The sequence below is a fragment of the Paenibacillus sp. tmac-D7 genome, from assembly GCF_006519665.1.
Taxonomy (GTDB): Bacteria; Bacillota; Bacilli; order Paenibacillales; family NBRC-103111; genus Paenibacillus_G; species Paenibacillus_G validus.
On sequence record NZ_VIDW01000042.1, the window covers coordinates 1 to 25,259 of the forward strand.

General features: G+C 55.6%; 26 protein-coding genes. 13 read left to right on the forward strand and 13 right to left on the reverse strand.

Annotated features, from left to right (window positions below):
- Nucleotides 1–37: 37 nt before the first annotated feature.
- Entirely contained in the window at nt 38–826 is a 789-nt protein-coding gene (locus FKP33_RS21570) for a C40 family peptidase (RefSeq protein WP_141336330.1), read from the reverse strand.
- 174 nt (nt 827–1,000) lie between these two features.
- On the opposite strand from FKP33_RS21570, the gene FKP33_RS21575 reads away from it, so the two are divergent.
- Together FKP33_RS21575 and FKP33_RS21580 are read left to right on the forward strand one after the other, a co-directional pair.
- Complete coding sequence (locus tag FKP33_RS21575; protein WP_141336331.1) at nt 1,001–2,059, forward strand: redoxin domain-containing protein; 1,059 nt, start codon at nt 1,001–1,003, stop codon at nt 2,057–2,059.
- A gap of 126 nt (nt 2,060–2,185) precedes the next feature.
- Nucleotides 2,186–3,589, forward strand: a complete 1,404-nt coding sequence (locus tag FKP33_RS21580) for an NAD-dependent malic enzyme (protein ID WP_054798489.1) — start codon at nt 2,186–2,188, stop codon at nt 3,587–3,589.
- Nucleotides 3,590–3,806: 217 nt separating this feature from the next.
- Here the strand turns inward: FKP33_RS21580 and FKP33_RS21585 are convergent, their stop codons facing one another.
- Together FKP33_RS21585 and FKP33_RS21590 are read right to left on the reverse strand one after the other, a co-directional pair.
- A complete protein-coding gene (locus FKP33_RS21585) occupies nt 3,807–4,643 on the reverse strand; it encodes an SPL family radical SAM protein (RefSeq protein ID WP_141336345.1) in 837 nt (278 codons plus the stop codon).
- A gap of 128 nt (nt 4,644–4,771) precedes the next feature.
- Nucleotides 4,772–5,737 carry an aldolase catalytic domain-containing protein gene (locus FKP33_RS21590; RefSeq protein WP_127608995.1) on the reverse strand — a complete coding sequence of 322 codons (966 nt, stop codon included), beginning with the start codon at nt 5,735–5,737 and terminating at the stop codon, nt 4,772–4,774.
- Between the two features lie 363 nt (nt 5,738–6,100).
- Here FKP33_RS21590 and FKP33_RS27290 point away from each other — a divergent pair, with 363 nt between their 5' ends.
- Complete coding sequence (locus tag FKP33_RS27290) at nt 6,101–6,265, forward strand: hypothetical protein (protein ID WP_164751911.1); 165 nt, start codon at nt 6,101–6,103, stop codon at nt 6,263–6,265.
- Nucleotides 6,266–6,418: 153 nt separating this feature from the next.
- Here the strand turns inward: FKP33_RS27290 and FKP33_RS21595 are convergent, their stop codons facing one another.
- Nucleotides 6,419–6,772, reverse strand: coding sequence for a magnetosome magnetite crystal formation protein family (locus FKP33_RS21595; RefSeq protein WP_141336332.1), 354 nt, complete (start codon nt 6,770–6,772; stop codon nt 6,419–6,421).
- A gap of 167 nt (nt 6,773–6,939) precedes the next feature.
- On the opposite strand from FKP33_RS21595, the gene FKP33_RS21600 reads away from it, so the two are divergent.
- A complete protein-coding gene (locus FKP33_RS21600; RefSeq protein ID WP_127608997.1) occupies nt 6,940–7,368 on the forward strand; it encodes a hypothetical protein in 429 nt (142 codons plus the stop codon).
- 185 nt (nt 7,369–7,553) lie between these two features.
- Nucleotides 7,554–8,453: a cation diffusion facilitator family transporter gene (locus FKP33_RS21605; protein ID WP_127608998.1), complete on the forward strand. Its 900-nt coding sequence runs from the start codon at nt 7,554–7,556 to the stop codon at nt 8,451–8,453.
- Nucleotides 8,454–8,621: 168 nt separating this feature from the next.
- Here the strand turns inward: FKP33_RS21605 and FKP33_RS21610 are convergent, their stop codons facing one another.
- Nucleotides 8,622–9,887, reverse strand: a complete 1,266-nt coding sequence (locus tag FKP33_RS21610) for a BaiN/RdsA family NAD(P)/FAD-dependent oxidoreductase (protein ID WP_141336333.1) — start codon at nt 9,885–9,887, stop codon at nt 8,622–8,624.
- A gap of 158 nt (nt 9,888–10,045) precedes the next feature.
- On the opposite strand from FKP33_RS21610, the gene FKP33_RS21615 reads away from it, so the two are divergent.
- Entirely contained in the window at nt 10,046–10,300 is a 255-nt protein-coding gene (locus FKP33_RS21615) for a hypothetical protein (protein ID WP_258313515.1), read from the forward strand.
- 67 nt (nt 10,301–10,367) lie between these two features.
- On the opposite strand, the gene FKP33_RS21620 is transcribed toward FKP33_RS21615, so the two are convergent.
- Nucleotides 10,368–11,693: a hemolysin family protein gene (locus tag FKP33_RS21620; RefSeq protein ID WP_054800187.1), complete on the reverse strand. Its 1,326-nt coding sequence runs from the start codon at nt 11,691–11,693 to the stop codon at nt 10,368–10,370.
- 885 nt (nt 11,694–12,578) lie between these two features.
- Between FKP33_RS21620 and FKP33_RS27815 the strand changes: the two genes are divergently transcribed.
- The 4 genes from FKP33_RS27815 to nadE all read left to right on the forward strand — a co-directional run bounded on the left by FKP33_RS27815 (nt 12,579) and on the right by nadE (nt 14,687).
- The gene (locus FKP33_RS27815) at nt 12,579–12,710 is read left to right on the forward strand and encodes a hypothetical protein (RefSeq protein ID WP_258313516.1); all 132 of its coding nucleotides are present in this window, start codon (nt 12,579–12,581) and stop codon (nt 12,708–12,710) included.
- A gap of 27 nt (nt 12,711–12,737) precedes the next feature.
- Nucleotides 12,738–13,166, forward strand: a complete 429-nt coding sequence (locus tag FKP33_RS21625; protein WP_054798502.1) for a DUF3905 domain-containing protein — start codon at nt 12,738–12,740, stop codon at nt 13,164–13,166.
- A 145-nt stretch (nt 13,167–13,311) separates the two neighbouring features.
- Nucleotides 13,312–13,746, forward strand: coding sequence for a BrxA/BrxB family bacilliredoxin (locus tag FKP33_RS21630; RefSeq protein WP_054798501.1), 435 nt, complete (start codon nt 13,312–13,314; stop codon nt 13,744–13,746).
- A 131-nt stretch (nt 13,747–13,877) separates the two neighbouring features.
- Nucleotides 13,878–14,687 (forward strand): ammonia-dependent NAD(+) synthetase, encoded by an 810-nt coding sequence (gene nadE, locus FKP33_RS21635; RefSeq protein ID WP_141336334.1) that lies wholly within the window; start codon nt 13,878–13,880, stop codon nt 14,685–14,687.
- 78 nt (nt 14,688–14,765) lie between these two features.
- On the opposite strand, the gene bioA is transcribed toward nadE, so the two are convergent.
- Nucleotides 14,766–16,130: an adenosylmethionine--8-amino-7-oxononanoate transaminase gene (gene bioA, locus FKP33_RS21640; protein WP_141336335.1), complete on the reverse strand. Its 1,365-nt coding sequence runs from the start codon at nt 16,128–16,130 to the stop codon at nt 14,766–14,768.
- Between the two features lie 102 nt (nt 16,131–16,232).
- Here bioA and acpS point away from each other — a divergent pair, with 102 nt between their 5' ends.
- Nucleotides 16,233–16,640 carry a holo-ACP synthase gene (gene acpS, locus FKP33_RS21645; protein WP_127609002.1) on the forward strand — a complete coding sequence of 136 codons (408 nt, stop codon included), beginning with the start codon at nt 16,233–16,235 and terminating at the stop codon, nt 16,638–16,640.
- Between the two features lie 68 nt (nt 16,641–16,708).
- Here the strand turns inward: acpS and FKP33_RS21650 are convergent, their stop codons facing one another.
- On the reverse strand, nt 16,709–17,095 hold the full coding sequence (locus FKP33_RS21650; RefSeq protein ID WP_230876356.1) for a c-type cytochrome: 387 nt from the start codon (nt 17,093–17,095) through the stop codon (nt 16,709–16,711).
- Complete coding sequence (locus FKP33_RS21655; protein WP_141336336.1) at nt 17,092–17,691, reverse strand: hypothetical protein; 600 nt, start codon at nt 17,689–17,691, stop codon at nt 17,092–17,094. The genes FKP33_RS21650 and FKP33_RS21655 overlap by 4 nt, the downstream gene beginning before the upstream one ends.
- A gap of 187 nt (nt 17,692–17,878) precedes the next feature.
- Here FKP33_RS21655 and mutY point away from each other — a divergent pair, with 187 nt between their 5' ends.
- Nucleotides 17,879–19,015 (forward strand): A/G-specific adenine glycosylase, encoded by a 1,137-nt coding sequence (gene mutY / locus FKP33_RS21660; RefSeq protein WP_127609004.1) that lies wholly within the window; start codon nt 17,879–17,881, stop codon nt 19,013–19,015.
- A gap of 39 nt (nt 19,016–19,054) precedes the next feature.
- Here the strand turns inward: mutY and FKP33_RS21665 are convergent, their stop codons facing one another.
- From FKP33_RS21665 to FKP33_RS21680, 4 genes are all read right to left on the reverse strand, one after another.
- Nucleotides 19,055–19,738, reverse strand: a complete 684-nt coding sequence (locus FKP33_RS21665) for a Crp/Fnr family transcriptional regulator (RefSeq protein ID WP_141336337.1) — start codon at nt 19,736–19,738, stop codon at nt 19,055–19,057.
- 190 nt (nt 19,739–19,928) lie between these two features.
- Nucleotides 19,929–20,543 (reverse strand): superoxide dismutase, encoded by a 615-nt coding sequence (locus tag FKP33_RS21670; RefSeq protein ID WP_054800190.1) that lies wholly within the window; start codon nt 20,541–20,543, stop codon nt 19,929–19,931.
- A gap of 101 nt (nt 20,544–20,644) precedes the next feature.
- Complete coding sequence (locus tag FKP33_RS21675; protein WP_127609007.1) at nt 20,645–20,860, reverse strand: hypothetical protein; 216 nt, start codon at nt 20,858–20,860, stop codon at nt 20,645–20,647.
- 119 nt (nt 20,861–20,979) lie between these two features.
- Nucleotides 20,980–21,768, reverse strand: a complete 789-nt coding sequence (locus FKP33_RS21680; RefSeq protein WP_181410236.1) for a hypothetical protein — start codon at nt 21,766–21,768, stop codon at nt 20,980–20,982.
- A gap of 205 nt (nt 21,769–21,973) precedes the next feature.
- On the opposite strand from FKP33_RS21680, the gene FKP33_RS21685 reads away from it, so the two are divergent.
- Nucleotides 21,974–25,171, forward strand: coding sequence for a S8 family serine peptidase (locus FKP33_RS21685; RefSeq protein WP_141336339.1), 3,198 nt, complete (start codon nt 21,974–21,976; stop codon nt 25,169–25,171).
- The last annotated feature ends 88 nt before the right edge of the window (nt 25,172–25,259 follow it).

Sequence of the window (25,259 nt, forward strand, 5' to 3'; positions counted from 1 at the left end):
AATTCGGGGAAGGTCTTCTTTCTTTGGTATAACAACATTATTTTAAAGCGCTGCCGCCGAACATAAAGCGGTATTCCCAGTGCTTGTTCTCGATACTATCGATCCGAACCCCGCCGGATTCCTTGGAGTATGTATGCAAAACTTTGCCTTCCCCTAGGTAAATGCCGACATGAGTGATGCGCTGATTGGCCTTGTTGGACGGGTATGACGATTTGCTGCTTCCGCGATACTCCATGAAGAACATCAGGTCGCCGGGCTTTAGGCTTTTCCAGTTCGTTGTCGTATTCCCAAGTGACTTGACATAGCTGCCTTGGGCGCGGGAATCGCTCGGGAGCGTCACGCCGGCACCTTCCTTGAAGGCTTGACGGACGAAGTCAGAGCAGTCGAAAGTACGGGTATTGGAACGGTCTGACCCATACTCGTAAGGGGTGCCCAAGTACTTCTTGCCAGCCGCGATTATTTTATCAATGGCTGCTGTCGTATCGCCCGTCGAGGGAGCTGTTGTCGACCCGCCGGAAGGCGTCTCGGAACTGATCGGAGAGGAGTCCGATACCCGGACGTATTTGCTGCTCGTTGAGATATAGCCGGTGCGGCCCTGGTCGTCTTGCACTTGATACCACCAGGCGTTGACTTTGGACAGGATGGTAACCTTTTCTCCGGCTTTGAGGTAACCGTATGCAGCTGAACTTGTATCAGGTTGTTTACGGAAGTTCACGCTGCTTGTAATCGTACCGGTGGCGGCGGCGTGGGCTTGATCGGCGTATGCGGCCAAGGACCCGACCGTAAACGTGGCGGCAAGGACAACGGCAACGAATTGCTTTTTCATAGAAATTCCCTCCTGCAGTTCTAGGTGTAGTGGTATGCATGTAAGTGCCGACGCTTCCACGATTGCCGGGAATCGGCTTCGTTCGTGGGACGCGACAACAAGTTGACAACGGACGGCAGACCGTTCCACAATGGAATTATAGCCAGATGAAAGGGAGACAGGTGAACGTCAACGATGAATACATGGACATGGGGACCGCTTGTCCTCCATTACAACATGCTGCTGATCATGGGTGCGATTGCGGCGGGCTACGGCGTGCTGCACCTGCGGTTGCTTCGGAGATCCGATAGAGGCATTGTTACGTCGATTGCCGTCAATGCGCTGCTTGTGTGGGTGCTTGTCTGGAAATTAAGTTTGCTGCTGCTGGATTTTCGCGCTGTATTGGAAAATCCGATGTCGCTGCTTTATTTTAACGGCGGTCGGCGCGGAGTTTGGCTTGCTTGGCTGCTCTCGGCCGGATATGCAGCAATCGCCGCTGAGAAAAGAAAAATAGGCAGATCTGTTTATATCGATTCGTTAGCCGTCTCGGTTTTGGGGGGGTATGCAATATTTCATGCGCTGCATTTTATAATGAGCGGCTTTCAGCCGGTCACATCGGGCATCATTGGGTCGTTGGGCGCGGCAGCCGCCATCGTTTGGCTGCGTTCCCCTTTGCCGGAGACCCATCGCGCGTCGGTGCAGAGGCTGCTAGTCATTGCGATTGGCTGGGTGCTGGTCATAACAGTGGCGAACGGCCTGTTTGACAAGCCGGGGGGGCCGCCTGCGGCGGGAACAGCGGAAGGAGTGCCCGGACTGGGCGTCGGACAGCAGGCCCCTGATTTCGAGCTAAAACTGCTGAATGGGGAAACCATCCGATTGTCGGATTACAGGGGCCAAACCGTGTTTGTTAATTTTTGGGCGACCTGGTGTCCGCCTTGTCAGGCGGAGATGCCGTATATGCAGCAATTTTACTCGGATTATGCAAGAGACGGCGTGGTGATTCTGGGCGTTAACGCGACGCATACCGAGGCTAGCGTACCGGTCGTTGCGGCGTGGGTTAAGGAATGGAAGATTACCTTCCCGATTGCGCTTGACACGACGGGGGGCGTGACGGATACTTACCGCGTGAATGCCTACCCGGCTACGTATGTCGTCGACCCCGGCGGCGTCATTCGGGAGAAGCATCCCGGGCCGATGAACGGTGATATGCTGATGTCGGCATGGGAGAAAATAACAAATAAAAGTGAAAAATGATTCTAATAGGGGTGCAAGCTCTTTTTCATTTGCATAAAAAACCTTACGCATGATACCATGAATCTATTGGCAGGTCATATATACGTTTTCGTGACATCACTTTTCAGTTGAAGGAAGGGAATCAGCGTGGCACAGACAAGTATTATTTTGCGTGTGGAGCTCAATCATGAGCAAGTAACGTTCGGAGATGTAGCTGCAACAATCAGTAAAGCAGGGGGAGACATCACCTCGATCGACGTTATTCGTCCCGGCAAGGAATCGTCGGTACGCGATATTACCGTCGATGTGGCGGAATCCGCCGAGTCGCAGGTGGTTGAAGCGTTGAAATCGCATGACGGGATCAAGCTGATTAACGTATCCGACCGTACGTTTCTCGTGCATCTAGGCGGGAAAATCAACATGCAGCCGAATCTGCCGATCAAAAACCGCGACGACTTGTCCCGTGTTTACACCCCTGGGGTGGCTAGAGTTTGTACCGCAATTCATGAAAATCCGAGAAAAGCTTACTCGCTTACGATAAAACGCAATACGGTAGCCGTCGTCACCGACGGAACGGCAGTGCTCGGACTGGGCGACATCGGTCCGCATGCAGCCGCGCCTGTCATGGAAGGGAAAGCGATGCTGTTCAAGCAGCTCGCCGGCGTCGATGCGTTCCCGATTTGTCTGGATACGAAGGATACGGAAGAAATTATTCGTACTATTAAAGCGATCAGCCCGATTTTCGGAGGCATTAACCTGGAGGATATCAGCTCTCCGCGATGCTTCGAGATCGAGACACGCCTGAACGAGGAGCTCGATATACCGGTGTTTCATGACGATCAGCACGGAACGGCTGTCGTCGTTATCGCGGGTTTGCTGAATGCCTTGAAAGTGGTCGGTAAACGAATCGAGAACGTCCGCGTTGTGGTCAACGGAATCGGAGCGGCAGGCGTATCGATCTGCAAAATGCTGCTCGCCGCAGGGGTGACGCGCTTGGTGCCTGTCGACCGCGAGGGTGCCATCGTTCACGGAGGCAGCTATCCTTACCCGATGTGGCAGTGGTTGGCCGACCAGCCGCAAGTCGAAGATAAGGCCGGAACGCTGAAGGACGTTATTCAAGACGCCGACGTGTTTATCGGTGTATCGCGGGGCGGTTTGCTGAACGAGGACGACATCAAGAAAATGAAGCCGGACAGCATCGTCTTCGCGATGGCGAATCCGGAACCGGAAATTGCGCCGGAGGAAGCGCTCCCGCATGTTCGTGTGTTTGCAACAGGCCGAAGCGACTATCCGAACCAAATCAATAACGTGCTCGTGTTCCCCGGTATTTTCCGTGGGGCGCTCGACTGCCGGGCACGGCGGATCAACGAGCCGATGAAGCTGGCGGCCGCCCGCGCAATCGCTTCGGTTGTTACCGAAGCGGAGCTGAACGAGCACTACATCATCCCGAGTATATTTAACGACAAGGTCGTGACGAAGGTTCGCCACGCAATTATCGAAGCCGCTATCCTAACCGGGGTGGCAAGACGGATTCCGCCGGATTTCCGGTAGGATCGTGCAGGAAGAGAGAAGGCGTGGCCCAAAGGGTAACCCCTTGATGAAGACAGTTTTTCAAGAATAAAAGAATAACCCTCCAAAACCACTGTTAAAGTGGAGTTGGGGGGTTATTTTTTAACTCGCGATACTACATCAATAGCGGATAGCCCGCAAGGCCAACTTGCGAAGAAACGCGTCGAACGCCCGTCCGCCCGGTCGGCTCCCGCCCGCTTCAGGGCATAAAGCCCTTTTGGCTCACGCGTATCCGCTGCGCCTCGAATCGCCGCGCGAGCTGCTCCCGCACGCGCAAGTACGCGCCGCGGTCGTACCACGCGTCGTACCCGTTCGCGCGATACAGCTCGCGCATACCAAGCCTCTCCGTCCGGCGCCCCTGGCTGCCGTCGCCCATAAAATAATCGTCGATCACCACGCGATCGACACCGGTTTCCGCCAGCCGGTCGGCCAGCCCGTCGCTGCACGGCAGCACGGGCGACACGGCGGCCTGCGTCGGCACCCCCGCCTCGGCGAGCCGCCGCAAGGCCGCGAATCGGGCGGCAATCGGCGGCGCCGCCGGCGTGAACAGCTTCCGGACCGACTCCATGTCGGTCTCAATGGTCAGGCTGACGCGGACGCGGGGCCCGAGCCGCCGCAGCACGTCGATATCGCGCGTGACCAACGGGCTGCGCGTCTGCACCATCACGAAGGCGAGCTCCTCGGGCGGGGATGCCGCCATGACCTCCAGCCAAGACCGCGTCAGACAGGCGCGGAACTCCTCAGGCTGGTAGGGGTCCGTCGCGGACGACATGAATACCGTAACCGGTTTTTTGCGTCCGGCACGCTTCAGCTCCCGGCTCAACAAGCTGGCCGTATTTGCTTTTACGTCCACCCAATCGCCCCAAGGCGAGCCGCGAAATTTCGCGACCGGCATCTCCCGCACATAGCAGTATGAGCAAGCGAAGGCACAGCCTACATACGGATTTAACGTGTGCGTGTACCCGCTCAAGAAGCCCGATGCGGGAAGGAGCAGCCGCTTGGGCGCTGTGACTTTGATGGATTTTTGACGGGACATAAGCTTCAGCACGAATCCTTTCCGAATGACTGTTGGAGCCGGTGGCCGCTTCAGAGGCTGCGCGCCAATAGAGAAACCCGATTCTCCGCCGCTGCAGCAGCATGGAAAACCGGGTCAGATGTGTGCTATTAGTCAGTGGAGCCGGTCGGCATCACTTCCGGGGAAGTCAGCTTGTCGTAGAACTCCGTAAATTTGTCCTTGTCGTCGCTGGAGCGAATGGCCATCGCGGCACGCGGGTGATCGTTCAGGACGCCGGCGATCATGTAAGGGATGATGTAACCCCACTCCCATTTCTCGCGCATCGAAATCATGTGTTTCTCGATAATGCCGAGCACCGGACGAAGATCGTATTTCGGGTTTTTCAAGTAGCTGACGAGCAGTTCAGTCGGACAGTTGCCCGCTGCGCGACCCATTCCGTAGACGGACGTGTCGAGGAACTCGACGCCTTTGCTCGCACCCGTGATCGTGTTGGAGAACGCCAGCTGCATGTTGTTGTGCATGTGCAGGCCGAGCTTCTTGTTCGGAAGCAGTCGTTGGAATTTGGACACCAGGTAGTCGATGTCTTTGTGATCCATGCTGCCGTAGGAGTCGACGACGTACACGACATCGACCGGGCTTTTGGCGATTTCTTCGAACGCTTCGTTCAGATCATTCTCCATCACATGCGAAAGCGCCATGATGTTGATCGTCGTTTCATAGCCGTAGTCGTGGAATTTTTGCACCAGATCGAGCGCTTTGTCCACATCTTTAATGTAACAAGCGACGCGGATCAGATCCAACATGCTTTGATCGCGCGGGAGAATATCCTTCTCATCCACACGGCCGATATCGACCAACGCGGAAAGCTTCGTACTGGTTTTTTGGGGGATGACTTCCTTCAGGAAATCCTCGTTAAGGAAGCGCCAAGGGCCGGCATCGGCACCTTTCAGCAATTTGGCCGAGTTTTTGTAACCAATTTCCATATATTCGACGCCGGCTTCGCTTAGACCCTGGTACATGTCCTTCACGAATTGGACGCTAAAGTCCCAGTTATTCACTAAACCGCCGTCGCGGATCGTACAATCCAAAATTTTGTGGTGTGTGTCGCGTGTCATCAAAATTACCCCTCTCCAAATTAACAAGTGCTCGCTGACATCTTTCGGGCTTTTAAGCTTTTTAGCTTTTAAGCGGTAAAGTGTTTTATTAATTACTAATTTTACACAGTTTTTTGTATTTGTCAATCATAACAAATTCCAGAACGAGTGGCAATTTCCTTATATATTGAAAAATCAGTCGGCCAACCGTTGTGCAGGGCGACCTGCTATCAAAATCTAATATCATATACAAATAGTATCTATAATGAGAGGGAGGAGGAACGCTTTTACAGGAAGTTCACTAAGAATAAGATCATTGATTCGGGAGGATCCAAGTACATTCGTAAAATCGCATCGTTTACCTTATTCGTCATGTTGTTCGTCATGATCGTCCCGTTCGCTGCTTGGGGCGCCGGACCGGTCGCTTCAACCGAGGCCGCGTCCTTGCTCGTGCAGGATCAGGACGAGCCGGTATGGCCGAAACCGCTCACGTATTTGGATTTAGGCGACTCGCTCGCAGCCGGGGATGACGCCGCCGCAAAAAAATGAATTTGCGCCGCAGCAGAACGCTTCAAGGGCTCAAGCGGCCGTGCTGCTGAAGCGGCTTTTGACCGGACTGAAATTCGTCAACTAGGCAGCAGGCGGCAGCCGTCATACCCAAAAAGGCGTTTCATCCTAGGGATAAAGCGCCTTTTTTTGATCCTAGGGATGCTTAATGATCTCAATACGGCCGATCAGCGGCAGCGGCTTCATATCCCCGTTGATCGCATTCATCATCCCGATCACGCAGAATACGAGGCACACGAGGTGGGCTAAAGGCACGAGCAGCAAATTGAGCAGAGGAATAAGTCCCAGTACGATGTTGCAAGCGATCAAGGCGAGCAGCAGCATAAGGCCTTGATTGGCGTGATACATCGCAAAGCGTGAATGGTTCGCGGCGATCAGCGGCACAAAAAACAACAGATAAGCGATAGCGGCAACGGCCTTGTTGGCCCGCACATCTTCCGGCGTCGGAGAGGGGGAGCCTTGCGGCGGCGTCTGTCCGGGGTCAGACATCGGTGGAACACCTCCTTTCTCAGGTCTGGATGCGGAAGAGCTTCCCAGATTAGCCGCTACCATCTTATGCCGATAGCCGTTCGAGTATGTTCGCCTTTCCGAGGAATAACCGTAAAGCGATGGGGCAACCTAAATCCAGCCATATCCAAGAAAGGAACGAGGCACACATGACCCACACCCCGATCTTTTTTCAATTCGAGACGAACCAGGAAGCTTATATGGCGCTTGATACGCTGGAGGAGCTTGGCTACAAGGTCAGCCTGCATACGGAGACGAAGAGCCCCGTTCTGCACGTCATCGTCGATCGCAATGATCTGACGTCGGCTCTCGAAGTCGCGCAAGCTCACGGCGGTCGGCTGCTGGAGGGGCAAGCATCTCCGTCCGAGATTTCGACGTATGCCATGGCATACGATCCGGACGGGCTCATTCCGATTCCCGCCCACTTCGTGAACGAGGTTGAACCGGATGAAGCCGAGGTTCATTTATCCGCCTCGGCTTACTCGAACCGCTCGAGCGGCGCCTACAAGGATGAGCACGCGAAATTCGACCCGTCCGGGGAAGATTACGACGGCTTCGACGCGGGTATTCATTTATAGTGGATTAGGCCAAAACCGTTGGACAAGTCCCACAACATTTGACCGGGAAAACAAAGTTGCCCTGCGCCTATTTTTATTAGCTCGGAAAACACTGTTTCTCTAGACCCACACCTCATTCGTTTGCTATGATGGGTTGGGACTTCGGGAATGATAGGGTTTTTCAATAGAGGATGGAGGGAAACGCTGTGGATTCCTATGATTCTTTGAAAGAGGGCGAAAAGGGCGCGTGGCTTAGTATCGTCGCCTATGTTTTTTTGTCCGCTTTTAAAATAACCATAGGTTATATGACCGGTTCGGAAGCGCTCGCGGCGGACGGAATTAACAATACGACGGATATCGTCGTTTCACTGGCGGTGCTGATCGGGCTTCGCATTTCCCGGAAGCCGCCGGATCGCGATCATCCGTATGGGCATAAACGGGCGGAGACGATCGCTTCGCTCATCGCTTCGTTTATTATGGCAGCAGCAGGCCTGCAGGTTGTCTTGCAAGCGGGCCGCAGCTTCTTCGCCGATGAGCGCACGGCGCCGGACATGCTGGCCGCCTGGGTAGCTCTGGCTTGCGCCGCCGTCATGTGGGGCGTGTACGTTTACAATTACCGGTTGGCCAAACGGATCGAGAACCAATCGCTGATGGCCGCTGCGCAGGACAATCGTTCCGACGCGCTCGTCAGTATAGGCGCCGCCGTCGGCATCATCGGATCGCGGCTTGGCTTTCCGGTACTCGATGCAGTAGCGGCGCTGATCGTCGGTCTTATTATTTTGAAAACGGCTTGGGAAGTGTTCTCCCATGCATCGCATACGTTGACGGACGGCTTCGACGACCAGCGGCTGAAGGTGTTCAAGCAGACCGTCAAGACAACGCCGGGCGTCAAGCGCATTAAGGATATCCGCGCCCGCATTCACGGCAACAGCGTGCTGCTTGACGTGGTCGTCGAGGTAAGCGCCGAATTGTCCGTCGGCGAAAGCCACGATATCAGCGATGAAATCGAACGGCGGATGCTCAGAGAGCATCGGGTGAACAATGTGCATGTGCATATCGAGCCTTTCGAAGAGCAAGAAAAAAACGGCAACCAACCTTATCGATAAGGGGTCGCCGTTTTTTTATGAGCAGCGCTTAAACAGAACGCGGTGCGGCAGGACAAGCGGATGCGCTTCTGGCGAAGGCGGCGGCCGGAAAACGAGTGCGCCATTCCGCGCCCGCGATGCCGACGATCAACGACCTCGCAGCCGCCGTGAAGCTGTGAAACTGTGAAACTAACTCCGTGCAAATTCCGCTGCGCTTTTCCCTGCCGTATACCCGGTTGTGAATGCCGCCGTGATGTTGTAGCCGCCGGTATAGCCGTGAATGTCCAGCACTTCGCCGCAAAAGTACAGCCCAAGCTTCAGCTTTGACTGCATCGTCCGCGGATCGACCTCCTTCAGGTTGACGCCGCCGCCGGTGACGAAAGCTTCTTCAAGCGATAGCGTGCCGTTCACTTCCACGGGAAACGCCTTCAGCAGCTTCGCCATATCCATCCATGGCTGCTTCGGAATGTTATCGAACGTGACGTCTTCCTTAATACCCGCCCGTTCGAGCACGAAAGGAACGAGCCGTTCCGGGAGGAGCGGTTTCAAGACGTTCTTGGCCGCTTTCTTCGGCTCGTGCCGGGCCAGCCGATACGTATCGGCGTACACCTCATCCACGCTCTTATCGGGAAACAAATCGATCGTCAGCCGCACGCTCGGGACGTTAAACTGCTTCTTCGCCTTCACGACGAACTGGCTGCAGCGCAGCGCGGCCGGGCCGGACAAGCCGAAGTGGGTGAACAGCAGGTCGCCTTCGTGTTCGACGATTTTCTTCCCCTTCGGAGTCCAGACCGATAACGTAATGCCGCGCAGCGATAGCCCTTGCAGCTCCTTGCTGCGAATCCACGGTTCATTCGACGTTAGCGGCACTTCCGTCGGATACAGCTCGGTGATCGTATGACCGGCGGCCTCTGCCCAAGGGTATCCGTCGCCGGTCGAGCCGGTTTGCGGCACCGACTTGCCCCCGGTGGCGATAATGACGGCGCGTCCGTTAATCCGTTCGCCGGTGGTCAATTCGACGCCCCATGCGCGCTCCTCATCGTACAACACCCGGCGAACCGGGCTGTTGACACGAATGGAGACGCCTTGACGGCGCACGCGATTCACAAGCGCATCCACCACGGTCTTGGCCTTGTCGCTCACCGGGAACATGCGCCCGCGGTCTTCCTCCTTCAAGCGGATGCCCATCCCTTCGAAGAAGGCGATGATGTCGCGATTGCTGAATGTCGCAAGAGCGCTATGCAGGAAGCGTCCGTTGCCCGGAATATGCTTGATCAGTTCATCCGGCTCTTTGGCATTCGTCACATTGCAGCGGCCTCCGCCGGAAATTCCGAGCTTGCGCCCCAGTTTATCCCCTTTGTCCACCAACAAAACCTTTGCACCGTGCTCGCTTGCAGCCACGCTGGCCATCAATCCGGCTGAGCCTCCGCCGATTACAATTACGTCATAAGCCATTCGTTATGCTCCTATATGGTTTCATTTGTTTTCATTGTACCGTAATTTTTTCCGACAAAAATAGTGATATTCCTGCAACGTGCTTTGACATTTTCTATAGCAGACTTCCATTATAATCGTTGTGCCAACCCTTGTAAAAAAGGAGGTTTGATCGTACCATGAATGCATCGAACGCGTTTCAAGCAGGCTCACGTATGGTAAACCGCCACTCGGGCAGAACGCAGTTGGACGACATGGAGAAGCGCATCCTGCAGCTGGGCGTCAAAAACCGGAGATTGATGAGGGACATCATGCAGAACGCCGAGGCGCTTCGAGCGACAAAAGAGGCGGTTATGATCAGTAAAACGCACATGCATCAACTGTGGCAGCAATTGAACGAGCTGCGCATTCTTCATCAATGCCCCTATCCATAGCCGAGTCCGGTCGTGAGAAAAAACGAGGTCCGAAAAATCGGCCTCGTTTTTTTAAATGTATTTATGATTATGCCGTTTGCGGCTGGGCTTGCAAGCTGCGGACGGTCAGGCGGGCGATACGCAAGTCGTCCGTTTCCTCGATGGTGAACTCGTAAAGATCCTCGTACAGTACCGATTGCCCGCGCTTCGGCGGAATTTCAACTTGCGCGTAGATCCAACCGCCGATCGTATCGTAGTCCTCGGATTGGATTTCGAGTCCGAGATGGTCGTTGACCTCGTCGATCAACGTACGACCGTCGATGGAGAACGTTGAATCGTCCTTCTTCTCGATGCTCGGCCGTTCGTCCGGGTCGAATTCGTCTTGAATTTCGCCGACGATTTCTTCCAAAATATCTTCAATCGTCACCATACCGGCCGTGCCGCCGTATTCGTCGATCAGCAGCGCGATTTGCACCTTCTTGCGCTGCATTAGCTTCAGCAGGTTGCTGATCGGCATCGAGTCGGGCACCTTGGTCATCGGCCTGAGGATGGTCCGAATATCGTCTAATCCATTCTGCGCCTTGAGCAGATCTTTAATGTGCACGAAACCGATAATATTGTCCTTATCGGGATCGCAGACCGGATACCGTGTACGCATTTCCTTGAGCGCGATCTCCATATTATCTTCGAACGGAAGATTGGCGTAAAGACAGCCCATGTCGGTACGCGGAATCATGATTTCGCGTGCGTTCGTCTCGGTAAATTCGAATATATTATCAAACAGCGTAAGCTCTGTGTTGTCGATAAATCCGCTTTTGTGACTTTCTTTCATGAGGACGCGTATTTCATCCTCGGTGTGAGCCGATTCGTGGTCGTTCGTCGGTTCGATCCCGACGAGCCGCAGCATCCAGTTGGATACGCCGTTCAGCAGCCAAATAAAAGGGAACATCAGCTTGTAGAAAAGAATAAGCGGGATGGCGGTCCACAAGGTAACCTTCTCCGATTGCCGAATCGCATACGTTTTCGGAAATTGTTCGCCAAGTGTAATGTGGAAGGCGGTAATCACCGAGAAGGCGATAATGAACGAAACCGCATGCATGGCGACGGGGCTCAAGCCCAGCCAATCCTTGAGGATAGGCTCCAACACTTTGGATATGGTCGGTTCGCCGACCCACCCCAGCACGAGGGACGTCAGCGTAATACCGAGCTGGCAGGCGGATAAATACGCGTTCAGGTTGCCCGTGATCGTCTTGGCAATGCGGGCGCTTAAATGGCCGCTTTGGGCAAGCGTATCGATACGGGTGTTACGAACTTTGATGATAGCGAACTCAGCGGCCACGAAGAAGCCGTTGAGCGCAATTAAAACAACAATTAAAACCGCGTTAATCAATAAAGGTAACGGGTCACTACTCAATCATTCCCTATCCCCTGAGTCAGGCGGATAGGTACACCTCCCTTAAACGATCAATTAAAAACAATAAATAATGCTTATAGTTCATTATATCGGAATGGAAGAACCCGCTCAAACCGAAGGTCTGGCCTTGAGGGTGCACGTCAACGTGCTGCGCCCCTGCTCTGCATTCGTAATGCCTGATTTCAACCCTATTGACGCGAATTTGCGTGATTTTGTGCGAAAACCGGTTTCGGCCCGTCTACTTTACCGGGGACTGCCTTGAAATTGGCACGACAGGTGACTGATGGAACAAAGCTTCAGAGGAAATACCACTTGCAATATTTTTTAAATTATAGTATGCTAATGATTAGCTTTATTAACCTCAATTACCCCCATCAGAATCGAATTCCTCATTTACTCGATTGTTTCCGCTCAAGAAGATTCGGAATGTGTCCCTGATAAGGAACGTAGGAAGTACGTGACAGGTAATCTGATTCACACTGGCGCGGTCTTCGGAGCCGCAAGGATGGAAGAGAGGCAGGGCTTTCATTGTTTTAGTTACAAGCGTTGAGATTCACAATAGGGGTAACCTGTTTTGCATATACAGCCTAGTTTTGCAAAGTTTATACAGGATAAAGTGTTTACAAAGAAAAGGGCTTCGTTCAGATTGAAAGTCGGCGAGGTCCTTTTTGTCGTTCGTTTCTTTGATCTGCTTTTGCGGAAGCGGGCGGTTTGGAATCATAGCTGCAAACGCGATTGTTAAATTGTTCCTCGGGGATTGAAGCATAAGGTCACTTTACATTGTGCCATACTTTAGGTAATACCGGTTTTCTTCAACCGTGGATTTGATTGTTTTTGTTAAAGCTCATGCATACTAAGAATACGAAGCAAAGGAGATAACATGCGATGGCGCAGCCGGATAAAACGCATAGCCGCGATTCCAAGGAGCAAGTTAAACAAGCCAGCCAAATAAACGAAGCGGATCAAGCCGGAGGCACGGACAAGAAACTGAACGGACCGAATCGTCCTTCTATCTAATTCCGTTCTCCAGAAGGAGGGTGTTCGATGAGCGACAAGTCGGAAGAGTCTTACGATAACGTCGAAACGGATATCAACTATAACCGCAAGAACGATCCGAAGCTGGATCCGTTCGAGATAAACTTCAAGCCCGAGTTCAAGTCGGAGCGCGGGCCTCGCGAAGCGTTCGTGAACGAACACGGCGTCTTGATCGGAGATCACGAATACGAATCGGTCGAATCGCCGCTCGAGCAATGGAATGAAGACGTCGATCCGGCGGTCATGTCCGGTGACGAATGGGTGCACCCTTATAAAGACATAGGCTTCCAAACGAAGGAAAACCGCGACTTGTTCGAAGAAGGCATCGTTCCGCAAGGCTACCCTTTCATGCATTCGGATAAAGACGTCGCCTATAAATCGTTTCAAAGCGGCGAGGCGGATTCGAAAGAGAAGGGAAGCAAACGAAGCAAGTCATGAAGTGCGGCGGGTTTTACACGGCACCATGATCGATTTCGGGGGAATGGCATGAGGAATAGGCTTTGCTTTCAACCCGCGAGCCGAGTATAATGGGGACATCCGATAGTTCATATACCTTTATGTTAGGAAAAGGAGTGAAACACCTATGTCCATGTCATTCGAAAGCTTTATGCGCGACTCGGTTCAGCCGATGCGCGATGATTTAACCCGAATCGGCGTACAAGAGCTTCGTACCCCCGAGGAAGTAACCGAAGCGTTGGAAAATAAAACAGGCACGACCCTTATCGTCGTCAACTCCGTCTGCGGCTGTGCGGCAGGCCAGTGCCGTCCGGGCGTAGCGAAGGCGCTTCAGCACGAAGTGAAGCCGGACCGGTTGTTTACCGTATTTGCCGGACAAGATAAAGAAGCAACGGCGAAAGCGCGCGAGTACTTCGCACCGTATCCGCCGTCGTCGCCGTCTATCGCCTTGATGAAGGACGGACAGCTTGTTCATTTCATCCAGCGTCATCAGATCGAAGATCGTTCCGCCGATATGATTGCGGGCGACTTGATCAACGCATTCGAAACCTATTGCAAATAATAGCGCGCTCCCAAACTCCCTTCGACTCGCTTCGGCGTCGTCGACGGGAGTTTTTGTATATGGTATAATCCGGTACAACGAAAGCGTAACATTCGGACTCCGAAGAGTCGAAGAGGAGAGGTGCTGTTGGGATGAGTTTGCAGCAGGATATAATTGCCAAACTCGGCGTGAAGCCGGTGATCGACACGGATGAAGAGATTCGCCGCCGGGTCGAATTTCTGAAGGAATACGTTGTGAAATCCGGGGTAGACGGACTTCTGATTGCGATCAGCGGAGGCATCGACAGCGCGGTAGCAGCAGGCTTGTGTAAGATCGCGACGGACGAGCTGACGGCGGAGAAGGGAAGGGAGTTCAAGACGGTCGGCGTGTTCCAGCCTTATGGGGAGCAGGTCGACATCTCGGACAGCTATGCGGTGGCCGATGCATTCCAGCTGAAGTACCGGGTGGAGACGAACATTGAAGAAGCCGTGAATGAAATTGCCTTGGAAGCCGAGTACGGCTTGAAGTCAATCGGCGTGCACCGCCACTTGAGCCGCGGAGGCAAAGGGAACGTGAAGGCGAGAACGCGCATGGTCGTGCAGTATGCGCTGGCGTTCGAGCTGAACCTGCTCGTGGTCGGGACCGACCACGCGTCCGAGGCGATTACCGGCTTCTTCACGAAGTACGGGGACGGCGCCGTGGACATTACGCCGCTCAGCACGCTGAACAAGCGGCAGGTGCGCCAGCTCGCGCAGAAGCTCGGCGTTCCGCAGAGCGTGCTGGACAAAGCGCCGACCGCCGGATTATGGGAAGGGCAGACGGACGAAGCGGAGCTCGGCATCAGTTACAACGATAACAGCGATTATCTCGAAGGCAAAACGATTTCGCCGGAAGCGCAGGAGAAATTGGAGCGGCAATATATAAAGACGGAGCATAAACGCGCTCCGATTCCGGGTATTTAATGAAGCAAACACCGTACATTCGGGCCAGTGTTCCCGAGCGTACGGTGTTTTGCTTTTCGAGCGGCTGATTTGCCGGGCTCATTCGCCGGCGCTGGGCAGCACGCGGCGCAGCACGCGGAACGTTCGCTCGACGATGTCGTCGATTTGCGCTTTCGTCGTGCAGAGCGGCAGCCAGTAGTAAATCGTATCCCCAAGCGTGCGGAGAAAGAGACCTTCATTCAAGCCTTCCAAATAAATATGAAAGCCCATGCGGTCTTCAAGGGCATAACGGGCGCCGAGCGCCACGTCCTTGTACAGGTCGAAAGCGGCAACCATGCCGAGCGTACGCAGATGGGCGACACCTTGGAACGCTTGGAACCTGAGGACGCGCTCGCTCAGATGCGCAGACACCTCCTCCACATGCTCCAGCACGCGTTCGTCTTCCAGGATTTGCAGCGATTCGAGCGCAGCGGCGGCCGACAGCGGATTGCCCGTGAAGCTGTGTCCATGCGTGAACGTCTTCAGCTTCGCATAATCATCGTAGAACGCATCGAATACGGCTGCGGTCGTCATCGTCACAGAGAGCGGGAGCACGCCCGCTGTCAGCCCCTTGGACAAGCACATGAAATCCGGCGATATTCCGGCATGGTTGCAGCCGAACATGCGTCCGGTGCGTCCGAAGCCGACGGCCACTTCATCGGCGATCAGATGGACGTCGTACTCGCTGCAGAGCTGTCTTAATCCTTGCAGGTACGAGGCTGCGTACATGATCATGCCGCCGGCGGCTTGCAGCATCGGCTCAACGATGATGGCCGCAATCTGATCGGCCGATGCGGCGAACAGCGCGCGAACGGCTTCGAGCGCCGCGGCTGCGCTGGTTTCCGCGTCGCCGTTCGGGTCGTTGCGCGGGTCGGGCGAGGGCACGCCGAACGCGGCAAACAAGAGCGGGCGAAAGACTGAGAAATATTGATCGACGCTGCCGACGCTGACGGCGCCGATCGTATCGCCGTGATAGCTGTTCTCCACGAACGCAAACTTCGTTTTACCGGCGCGGCCCGATTGCTGCCAATATTGGAACGACATCTTGAGCGCGACCTCGACCGAAGTGGAGCCGTTGTCGGAATAGAACACCTTGTCCAGACCTTGCGGGGTAACCTGCACGAGTCGTTCGGCGAGCTCGATGCCGGGGCGGTGCGTCAAGCCGGCGAACATGACATGATCGGCCTGGCGCAGCTGCTTCTCAATCGCTTCCCGGATGCGGGGATGGGCATGGCCGTGAACGTTTACCCACCACGACGAATTGGTGTCGTAATAACGGTTGCCGTCCGCATCGAACAAATAGACGCCTTCCGCTTTCTCGATGAGTATCGGATCGCGCTCGGCGTAATCTTTCATTTGGGTGAACGGGTGCCAGACGTAGCGGCGGTCCGCTTGCAGCAGCCGTTCTTTTTCCTTCGGATCCATCACACGGCTCCTCCTTGAACTTCGCTTTCGGATCGGATACGATAAAGCCAATCCACATTGTACCATTGGAAGTCCGGAAATGAGAAGAGGAGGAGACGTTCGATGATTATCGGAATCGGCACCGATCTGCTGGAAATCGCACGGGTGCGGACGATCCTGGAGCAGAGCTCGGGCGCGCGCTTTCTGGAGCGGGTACTGACCTCGCGGGAGCGGGAGCTGGCGCACGCCCGCAAGGGCCGGCTGGCGGAATTTACGGCCGGCCGTTTCGCCGCCAAGGAAGCGGTGGTGAAAGCGCTCGGCTGCGGCATCGGCAAGCAGGTGTCGCTGCAGGACATCGAGGTGCTGCCGGACGAGAAGGGCAAGCCGCTTTGCCGGATCTCGGACGCCGCGTGGGACCGGCTGTATCCGGCGGGTTCGGGGCCGTCCGCAGCGGACCTCGTGATCCATCTCAGCATCACGCACTCGGAGTCGGCGGCGATGGCGTATGCCGTGGTGGAGCGGATAACCTAAAATCCCGGATGGCGGACCGGGCCGGCATTCGGGATTTTGAAGGGTGAAGCTTATTGAAGCCAGGCTTCTTATTTCTTCGCCGCCAACCACTCGGCCAGCGCGCTGATTTCTTCCGGCTTCAGCTTGCCGTGAAAGCCCGGCATGCCGTTGCCGCCGTTCTCGATTTGCTTCACGATTTGCTCCTTGCTTAAGCGGGCCCCAACCTGCTTCAGGTTCGTTTTCGGCCCGACCCGGCCTTCCAGGTTGCTGGCATGACAGGACAAGCATGACTGCTTGTATACCGCTTGCACGGCTTCCGAGGCGCCGGCCATCGCTTCTTCCGCCGTGGCGGCATTCCCCGACTTGCCGCCGCCGAACGGCTCGGGACTGTTTTTCGACGCGCAGCCCGACAAGAGGCTGACAGCCAGCACTGCCGCTAGCGCGGCTGCTTGCATTCTTGATGGTTTGAGCTTCATTGGTTGACCCATCCCCTTTTCCATATGTGAATCATGACGCCTAGCGCCACCATACCCGCCCCGCCGAATGCGTCGATCAGGACGGGCGCATACCCAAGGTAACTCCAGCCGATCGTCAGCGCGACGGCGAACTGCCATAGGCTTAAATAAACAACCGGCCGTCCGAGCGAGCGGCTTAACCCCGCGTATACAATCGCAAGCAGCAGCCCTTTGCCGATATACCCGTCCAACGGATCGATCCAGCCGAATCGGGCAAGAGCGAATAGAACGCCCATGACGACCGGAACTGCCGCGATGACGATTACCCCGGGCGTTGAAGGGACAGGCCGGTTCTTCCGGCGCCGATAATAGAGGACCCGTCCCGTTAGCGTAACGGCGATGGCCGTGATGACGATCTGGGCTGCTCCGGGCTGGAGGAACTGCTGCAGGAACGTGAGAGCGGCCGATGCAATCCATGCCAGGCCCCATATGTACAAGTAAACGGCATAAGGAACCGCATCGCTTCTCGCATCCGACAGAGCCTTGGGATCGGCGTGTCTGCCTTCGGCGTTACCGCCCTTGGATAGTTTGTCTGCGGCTGCGCCTGCTTGGCCCATAGTTCCGTTCACCTCTCTTCATGAATGGATGTATCATTATGATTTGAGCGTACACGTTCGGAGACGCCAAGTCAAACGTACGGAAGAAGGGGAATGTAACGCCTTTGCTAAGCCAATATTATCGTTTTTACTCGTTTGGCGAATATCGTATAATAGATAGATAGTGAAGCCGAGCAAAGGAGACAACATGGATCGATCAACGCAAAAACATTACTTTTCCACCGAGCTGTTATCGTGGTACCGGCGTCATAAGCGGGATTTGCCTTGGCGCCGCAGCCGGAATCCTTATTATATCTGGGTATCGGAAATTATGCTGCAGCAAACCCGGGTCGACACGGTTATCCCGTATTTCAACCGGTTTATCGATAAATTTCCTACGGTGCAGGCGCTTGCGGAAGCGCCGGAGGATGAGGTGCTGAAGGCGTGGGAAGGCCTTGGCTACTATTCCCGTGCGCGCAACCTGCAAAGCGCCGTGCGCGAAGTGAATGAACGGTACGGCGGCGTCGTGCCGGATACGAAGGACGATGTCGCCTCGCTGAAGGGCGTCGGTCCTTACACGACCGGAGCGATTCTCAGCATCGCGTACAATAAGCCGGAGCCGGCAGTTGACGGCAACGTCATGCGCGTGCTCTCGCGCTACTTCCTGATCGAGGACGACATCATGAAGCCGAAAACCCGCGTCCGCATGGAAGCTTTGGCGCAGGAGCTTATCCCGGAAGGCGCCGCCGGCGATTTCAACCAAGCGCTGATGGAGCTCGGCGCGCTTGTCTGTACGCCGAAGTCGCCTCACTGCCTGACCTGTCCGGTCTTGGCGCATTGCGACGGGCGGGCGGCCGGCATGGAGGAGACGCTGCCGGTCAAGACGAAGGCGAAGCCTCCGCGCCCGGAATCGCGCGCCGCCGTGCTGATCGAAGGCGCCGGCCGGCAGGCCGGCAAGGTATTGATCCGGCAGCGCCCGCAGGACGGACTGCTCGCCCGCATGTGGGAGCTTCCGCATACGGCGCTGCTGCCGGGCGCTCGGACGGGCGAAGCGGGACTGCCGACTGCGCATGCGGCGCTGAACGCGCACCTGGCCGGAGACGGGATCGGGCTGGAGGCGCTTGCCTGGGTCATGGAGGCCGAGCACACATTCAGCCATATTCATTGGAATATGGACGTGTATGCCGCCCGGCTGGACGCGTCGCCGGTATTCGGCGAGGCCGGGCCGCTGCTGCCGTCGCATTATCGCTGGATCGGCCGGGAGGACATGGCCGAGCACGCGTTTCCGAACGTATTCATCCGGATTCTGAACGCATATTTTTCCGGAGAGTGCGCCTCTTCCTGAGGACGCGCCAAAGACCGCCCGGCCTCGGACGGTCTTTATTTAATGAATCATCTTTTTCAGACCTTCCACATTGCGGACGAAGATGAACTTTTTGTCGATCGTAATAATATGATCCTCCTGCAGCTCCTGCAGCACTTTCGTAACGGACTCGCGTACGGTGCCGACCATATTGGCCAGCTGCTGATGCGTCAGTTTCATGTTGATGAAGGTACCGTTCGTTTTGGGCTGGCCGTATTGCTCCGACAATCGGAAGATCGTTTTGATGATGCGGGACCGTACGTCGAGGAAGGTTAGATCGTAGATTTGTTCGTTGGTCTTGCGCAACCGCTCCATCGTGACTTCCAACAGGCGCAAACAAAGCTTGGGGGTTCTTTCCATGAAGTGGTAAAATTCAGAACGGACAAGCGTGTAAATCGAGCAGTTGTCCATCGTTTCCGCCGTAGCGGAGCGCTGAAGACCTTTTTGAATCAGCGACATCTCGCCGAAGAAATCGCCCCCGCGAAACAAGGATAGAATAATTTCCTTGGCGTTATCGATCCGATACACTTTCACAACACCGCTCTGGATTAAGAAGAATTCCTCGCCTGCGTCCCCTTCAAAAAACAAGATTGTTCCCTTCTTGTACTTTCGTTCGACAAATAAAGGCGCGATCGTCTCAAGTTCGGCTGCCGATAAATCTTGAAACAAGGGCACATGACGCAGGAGAGAGATCAGTTTACTCATGAACCTCACTCTTTTCCTAAAACTGGATGATTGATTAATATGACTAGATTATAGCGCGGAAATCCTTATTATACCAGCGCATCTTCGCCATACCGGTAAGGCGGGTGTTGAAAATCTCATTATTTGACATAAAAAAGACATGGACTCGGATAAACCGAAATCCATGTCTTTCTTCATATCGCGGCAGGTGTTACTTCACAGCAGCTTCGTAACGTTTGCCGACTTCTTCCCAGTTTACAACGTTCCAGAAAGCGGCGATGTAATCAGGGCGTTTGTTTTGATATTTCAAGTAGTACGCGTGCTCCCATACGTCCAGACCGAGGATCGGCGTTTCGCCTTCCATAATCGGGCTGTCTTGGTTCGGCAAGCTGTACACTTTCAATTTGCCTTCTTTGGTTACAGCGAGGAATGCCCAGCCGGAACCGAAACGTGTCGCGCCCGCTTTGGCGAAATCCTCTTTGAATTTTTCGAAGCCGCCGAGTTCGTTGTTGATCGCGTCAGCCAGCTTGCCGCTTGGAGCGCCGCCGCCGTTCGGGCCGATCGTCTCCCAGAAGAGGGAGTGGTTCGCGTGGCCGCCGCCGTTGTTGCGGACTGCCGTACGGATAGCTTCCGGTACGCTGTTCAGATCGGCGATCAAGGCTTCAATGCTTTTGGATTGCAGATCGGGATGGCCTTCCAGCGCAGCGTTCAGGTTCGTAACGTATGCATTGTGGTGACGATCGTGGTGAATCATCATGGTCATTTCATCGATGTGCGGTTCAAGTGCGTTGTTCGCGTAAGGCAGTGCTGGTAATTGATGTGCCATTGTCTAATCTACCTCCTAAGAATATAAGACTTCCAATATTTATTATCGCTTATTTACTATATAAAATCAACATTTATGTATATTAAGTGTTTGTACAAACATTACGGGCGCCGGTCATGCTCGTGGCCGCGACGTTCGATTTCGTGAATGATTTGACTGAGCATCGCGCTGCCCTGCGCGTTCAGCCAAGGGGACAAATCGCTCATCACCCGTTGATGATAGTGAAGCTCTTGCGAACTCCAGGCATTCGTATTCATATCGTTCAACTCATGAATTCGCCGAACGTCGGTGTCCGTGTGGTTTGATAGCGGGGTCATGTTAGTACCTCCTTCCGTATCCAAAGTTTACCGAAATTATCGTTTCCGCAGGAGTTCCTTTTTATGCATAAGGGAACCGAAAGAAGGGCGGGGGCGGATGAAGTGCCGCCGTCCGGGCGTTAGCCCCCGCTGGACGAAGACGAGCTGCCGATGCCGCCGTGGGAACCGGAGCTGCCGGATGAGATGCCGCTGCTTGAACCGGTCGCAGGGCCGGCAATAGAGGAAGAGGACGAGCTAACGCCGGATGCCGAGGGAGCCGGACCGGTTGAGCTTGAACCGGAGCTCGTATTTGAACTTGAACTCGTATTCGAGCTTGAACTCGAGTTTGAAGCGGAGCCCGTGCTTGAAGCTGAACTTGAAGGAGAACTGTCTTTGACGGAAAAGCTTCCGGTCCGGCTGCTTGTCGCCGGCTGCTGAGTTGTTCCTGAGGAGGAACTGCCGGACGGCGCCGGCTTCGAAGCCGATGCTGCCGCCGAAGCGTTCGCCGATTGGGGCGCAGCTCCCGGCGTCATCATCGACGGCTTGGTTGTCGCCTGAGCGGAGCGGTGGTAATAAGGCGTCGACCCGACGTAATAGATCGAGCTATCGTTGTCATAGTCGACCCAGCCGTTCCCGTCGTCACACCGGCCGTCATCGTCATCGTCCGCGCAATAGTTGTCCGGGAGAGCGGCCCCGGCGGCAGCACTGGCCGCCCCGCCGATGGCGGTTTCGGCGGCGCTGCCGGCCCCCGCTCCGCCCGCCGGATTGCTTACGGATGCAACGGCCCCGCTGCCGGCCGGGACGGCCGGCTGATTGACATCCGTGCAGCCGACGCTTGCGGTAAGTGCGGCGGTCGCTACGAAGAGACGTAACATTTTTTTGCCACGGGCGGGTGGTACTGCTGGTACTGCTTGATTGTTGTTGCTCACTAGGTATCGCTCCATTCCCGTCAGTCTCTGTACCCTTACATACGTTGGGAGCGTGCCGATTGTTTCAGGGGCGGTATTTTCTAAAATTTTCTATAAAACTTGTAAAATACCATTTTCTTTCATTGCGAATCCACTAGACCGATTCTATACTCGAATTATGGAAACTTTTGCGTAAAGGTCAAGCTTTTGGAGGAGGAAGTGGAAGATGGGAACACGCAGAACGGCGTGGTTTAGCGCTGGCATGGCTGCGGTCTTGGCGGTGTCCTCGCTAGGGTGGTTGGGGCCCGGGGGCGCCTACGGGCAAGCGATGGCGGCGGCGCCATCTGTCCAGCAGACTGCCGGAACGGCGATGGAGCATTCATTACATCATATACAGCCGGGAAAGGTGCTCGTTAAATACAAGGAGCGGCTACCCGCCGCAACAAGATTGTCGATGACGGCTTTACGCGCAAATCCTTACGTGGAAGTCGAAGTGGGCGAAGATCAGAGCGTCCCTGAAGCGGTCGCGGAATTATCCCGCAACCCCGAAGTGGAATATGTGGAACCGGTTTATTTATTCCGTTTGATGGATCGGGCGGCGACGCAGGACGCTGAACAAGAGGAAGGCGCAGCTACGCCCGAGCAGCCGCCGGTACCGGCGCCGGGAGCGGGAATAGATCAAGGAGTCTCTGACGGCGCGGTGCAGCCCATAACGAGCTTGATGCCTAACGACCCGCTGCTGGTGAAAGGGGATCAATGGGGCTACACGGTGACGGACATGACTTATGGCTGGCGCAGGGTAGAGGAGTCGTTACGGGACGATATCAAGATTGCCGTTATCGATTCAGGCGTCGACGCGAATCATCCCGATTTGGCGGGCAGCGTACTGCCCGGATATAACGCGGTCAATAACAATGCCGATACGCGTGATAACTACGGTCACGGTACGATGGTGGCCGGGATCGCCGCCGCCTTGGTCGACAACGGCCTGGGAATCGCAGGTTCCGCCGGCGGCGCGAAAATATTGCCCGTTCAAGTCGGGCAATGGCAGGGCAAGGATTATGTGATTCCGAGCGACGCCCTGACCGAAGGCATATACTGGGCGGTAAACGCCGGTGCGGATATCATCAACTTAAGTCTCGGCATGGACGGGTATAGCCGCGCGGTTAGCGATGCGATCCAATTCGCGCTTAGCCGGAATGTCGTTGTCGTCGCTGCCGCCGGTAACGAGAGCAATCATTGGCTCCCTAAGGAGCAAGGGAATTTGGATAATAAGACGCCCAGAGCTTTCAGCCGCACGACGTTTCCGGCGAATATGGACGGCGTCATCGCTGTCGGATCCGTAACGAGGTTGAATGACGGAAGCTTTGTGCTCTCGGACTTTTCGAACGTGGTCGATAACCTCGCTACGGTTGCTCCCGGAACGGGCATTTACTCCACGAAGATGAACGGCGATTACGCCGTAGGAGACGGCACCTCGTTCTCGGCTCCGTTCGTCTCCGGTTTAGCTGCGCTGCTCGTCGCACAAGACCGGCAGCTTACGCCAAGGGACGTGCTCCGTATTATTAAGGACAGCAGCGCCAAGGTGCCGATCGCACATCCTGTCTATGAAGGACTTCCCTTGGATGCGTTCTATATCGGCGGCGGCCTTCTGCATGCCGGCCGTGCTTTCACGCTTCCGAGGCTAAAGGTCGAAGCGGTCAAGGGCTCAACGGTTAACGGGTTCACCGATTACGGGGTGACGGTCCTGGCGTTAGACGATAGAGGGCAGCCGCTTACCGATGTTACCGGGAAGGTCACGCTTCAAGTCCAACACGTCACTCGCCTTGGCGGCGGGGGGAATACGGTGCTGGACATGGTCTACGGCAAGGCGCGGACGAATATCAGCGGCCAGGCTTCGGACGATTACTATGATCTCAGTTTGTCCGCGACGGGGTCCGATTTCATCGGCTCGGCGCCCGTGACCTTCCTGCGCCGGCCTGCAGCGCCTAAGGCTTCGCTGGCGGCAGGCGCCTATGTCGGCGGGCAGAAGGTCGAGCTGAGTACGGATGTGCAGGGCGCGACGATTTATTACGCGACGAGCGAGGCGAATAGTTGGCCGCCCGCAACGGAATACACCGGCCCGATTACCGTCGGGGCCAGCACGACGATAACGGCCGTGACCGTCAAAAGCGGGGTGATGAGCGAAGCGGCGTCGTTCGCGTATACGATCACGCCGTCCGGCGGAGGCGGCCTGGTTGGCGGCGGAGGCTTCATTCCGCCGACCCAGCCTGGGGTAGCTCCAGTCAAGGAAAGCGTGCTTACCGTGAAGCCCGATAAAGACAAGCTGCTCGAACAGCTGAAATCCGGTAAAGAGAAACGGGTGACGATCGATGCAACAAGCGATCAAGCCGTTAGCCGGGTTGAGGTCGAGGTACCCGGCGAAGTGTGGAGCAAAGCATCCGCTTCCGAGACGTCGATCGTCATCGAAACCGATCAGGCCACGCTTACCGTACCGGCCCGCGCCATAGCGCTCACGTCGGCGACGGCAGCGGTCCGAGTATCCGCGGGTTTCTCCGGGGTGGCATCGGACAAGCCGGCGTACGCATTGCTCGCTTCGGCGGTGTTCGATTTGCAGGTGTACGCGGGAGAGCGGACGATAACGACGTTCGCGGAACCGGTCACGGCGGAGTTTAAATACGATGCCGCCAAAATCGCCGATCCGAGTAAAGCGGCCGTATTCTACTACAACCCGGCGGACCGACGCTGGGAATATGTCGGCGGCGAGACCGCGCACGGCTCGGCGAAAGTGCAACTGCAGCACTTCTCCCGGTACGCCGTGATGGAGTGGAACCGGACTTTTGCGGATATTCAAGGACACTGGGCGCAGACAGCCATCGAACGGATGGCGGCCAGACAGATCGCCGACGGGATGACCGAGACGGACTTCGCGCCGGAGGCGACCCTCACGCGTGCGCAATTTGCCGCGCTGCTGACCCGGAGCCTCCGGATACATACCGGTACAGGCGACTTTCCGTTCCATGACGTGCCGCAAGACGCATGGTATCGCGAAGCCGTATCCAAGGCGCTTGCTGCGGGCCTCGTCAGCGGCGTGAGCGATACGGAATTTGCGCCGGAGCAGTCGATCACGCGGGAGCAGATGGCGGTCATGCTGATGAACGCCTACGCCTACGCCCGCGCTCACGATTACGCGAACGGTACAGCTACCGGTCCGGAATCAACGGCATGGGATACGCCGTCACGATTCAATGACGGGGCGGATATCAGCCGTTGGGCGCTGGAAGCCGTAAAGCGTGCAGTAGGGAACGGGCTGCTTGAGGGGAACCCGGACGGGACGTTCGGGCCGCGCAGCCAAGCCACGCGCGCCCAGGCGATTACGGTGTTGAGCCGTTTGCTCGACCGGCTGGATCAAGGATTTTTATAAAAAACGCCGAAACGCGAGTTGTCTTGCGTTTCGGCGTTTTTTTGAATTTTAAGTGTTCAACTTCAACCTATGCGAAAAATTAAGGTTA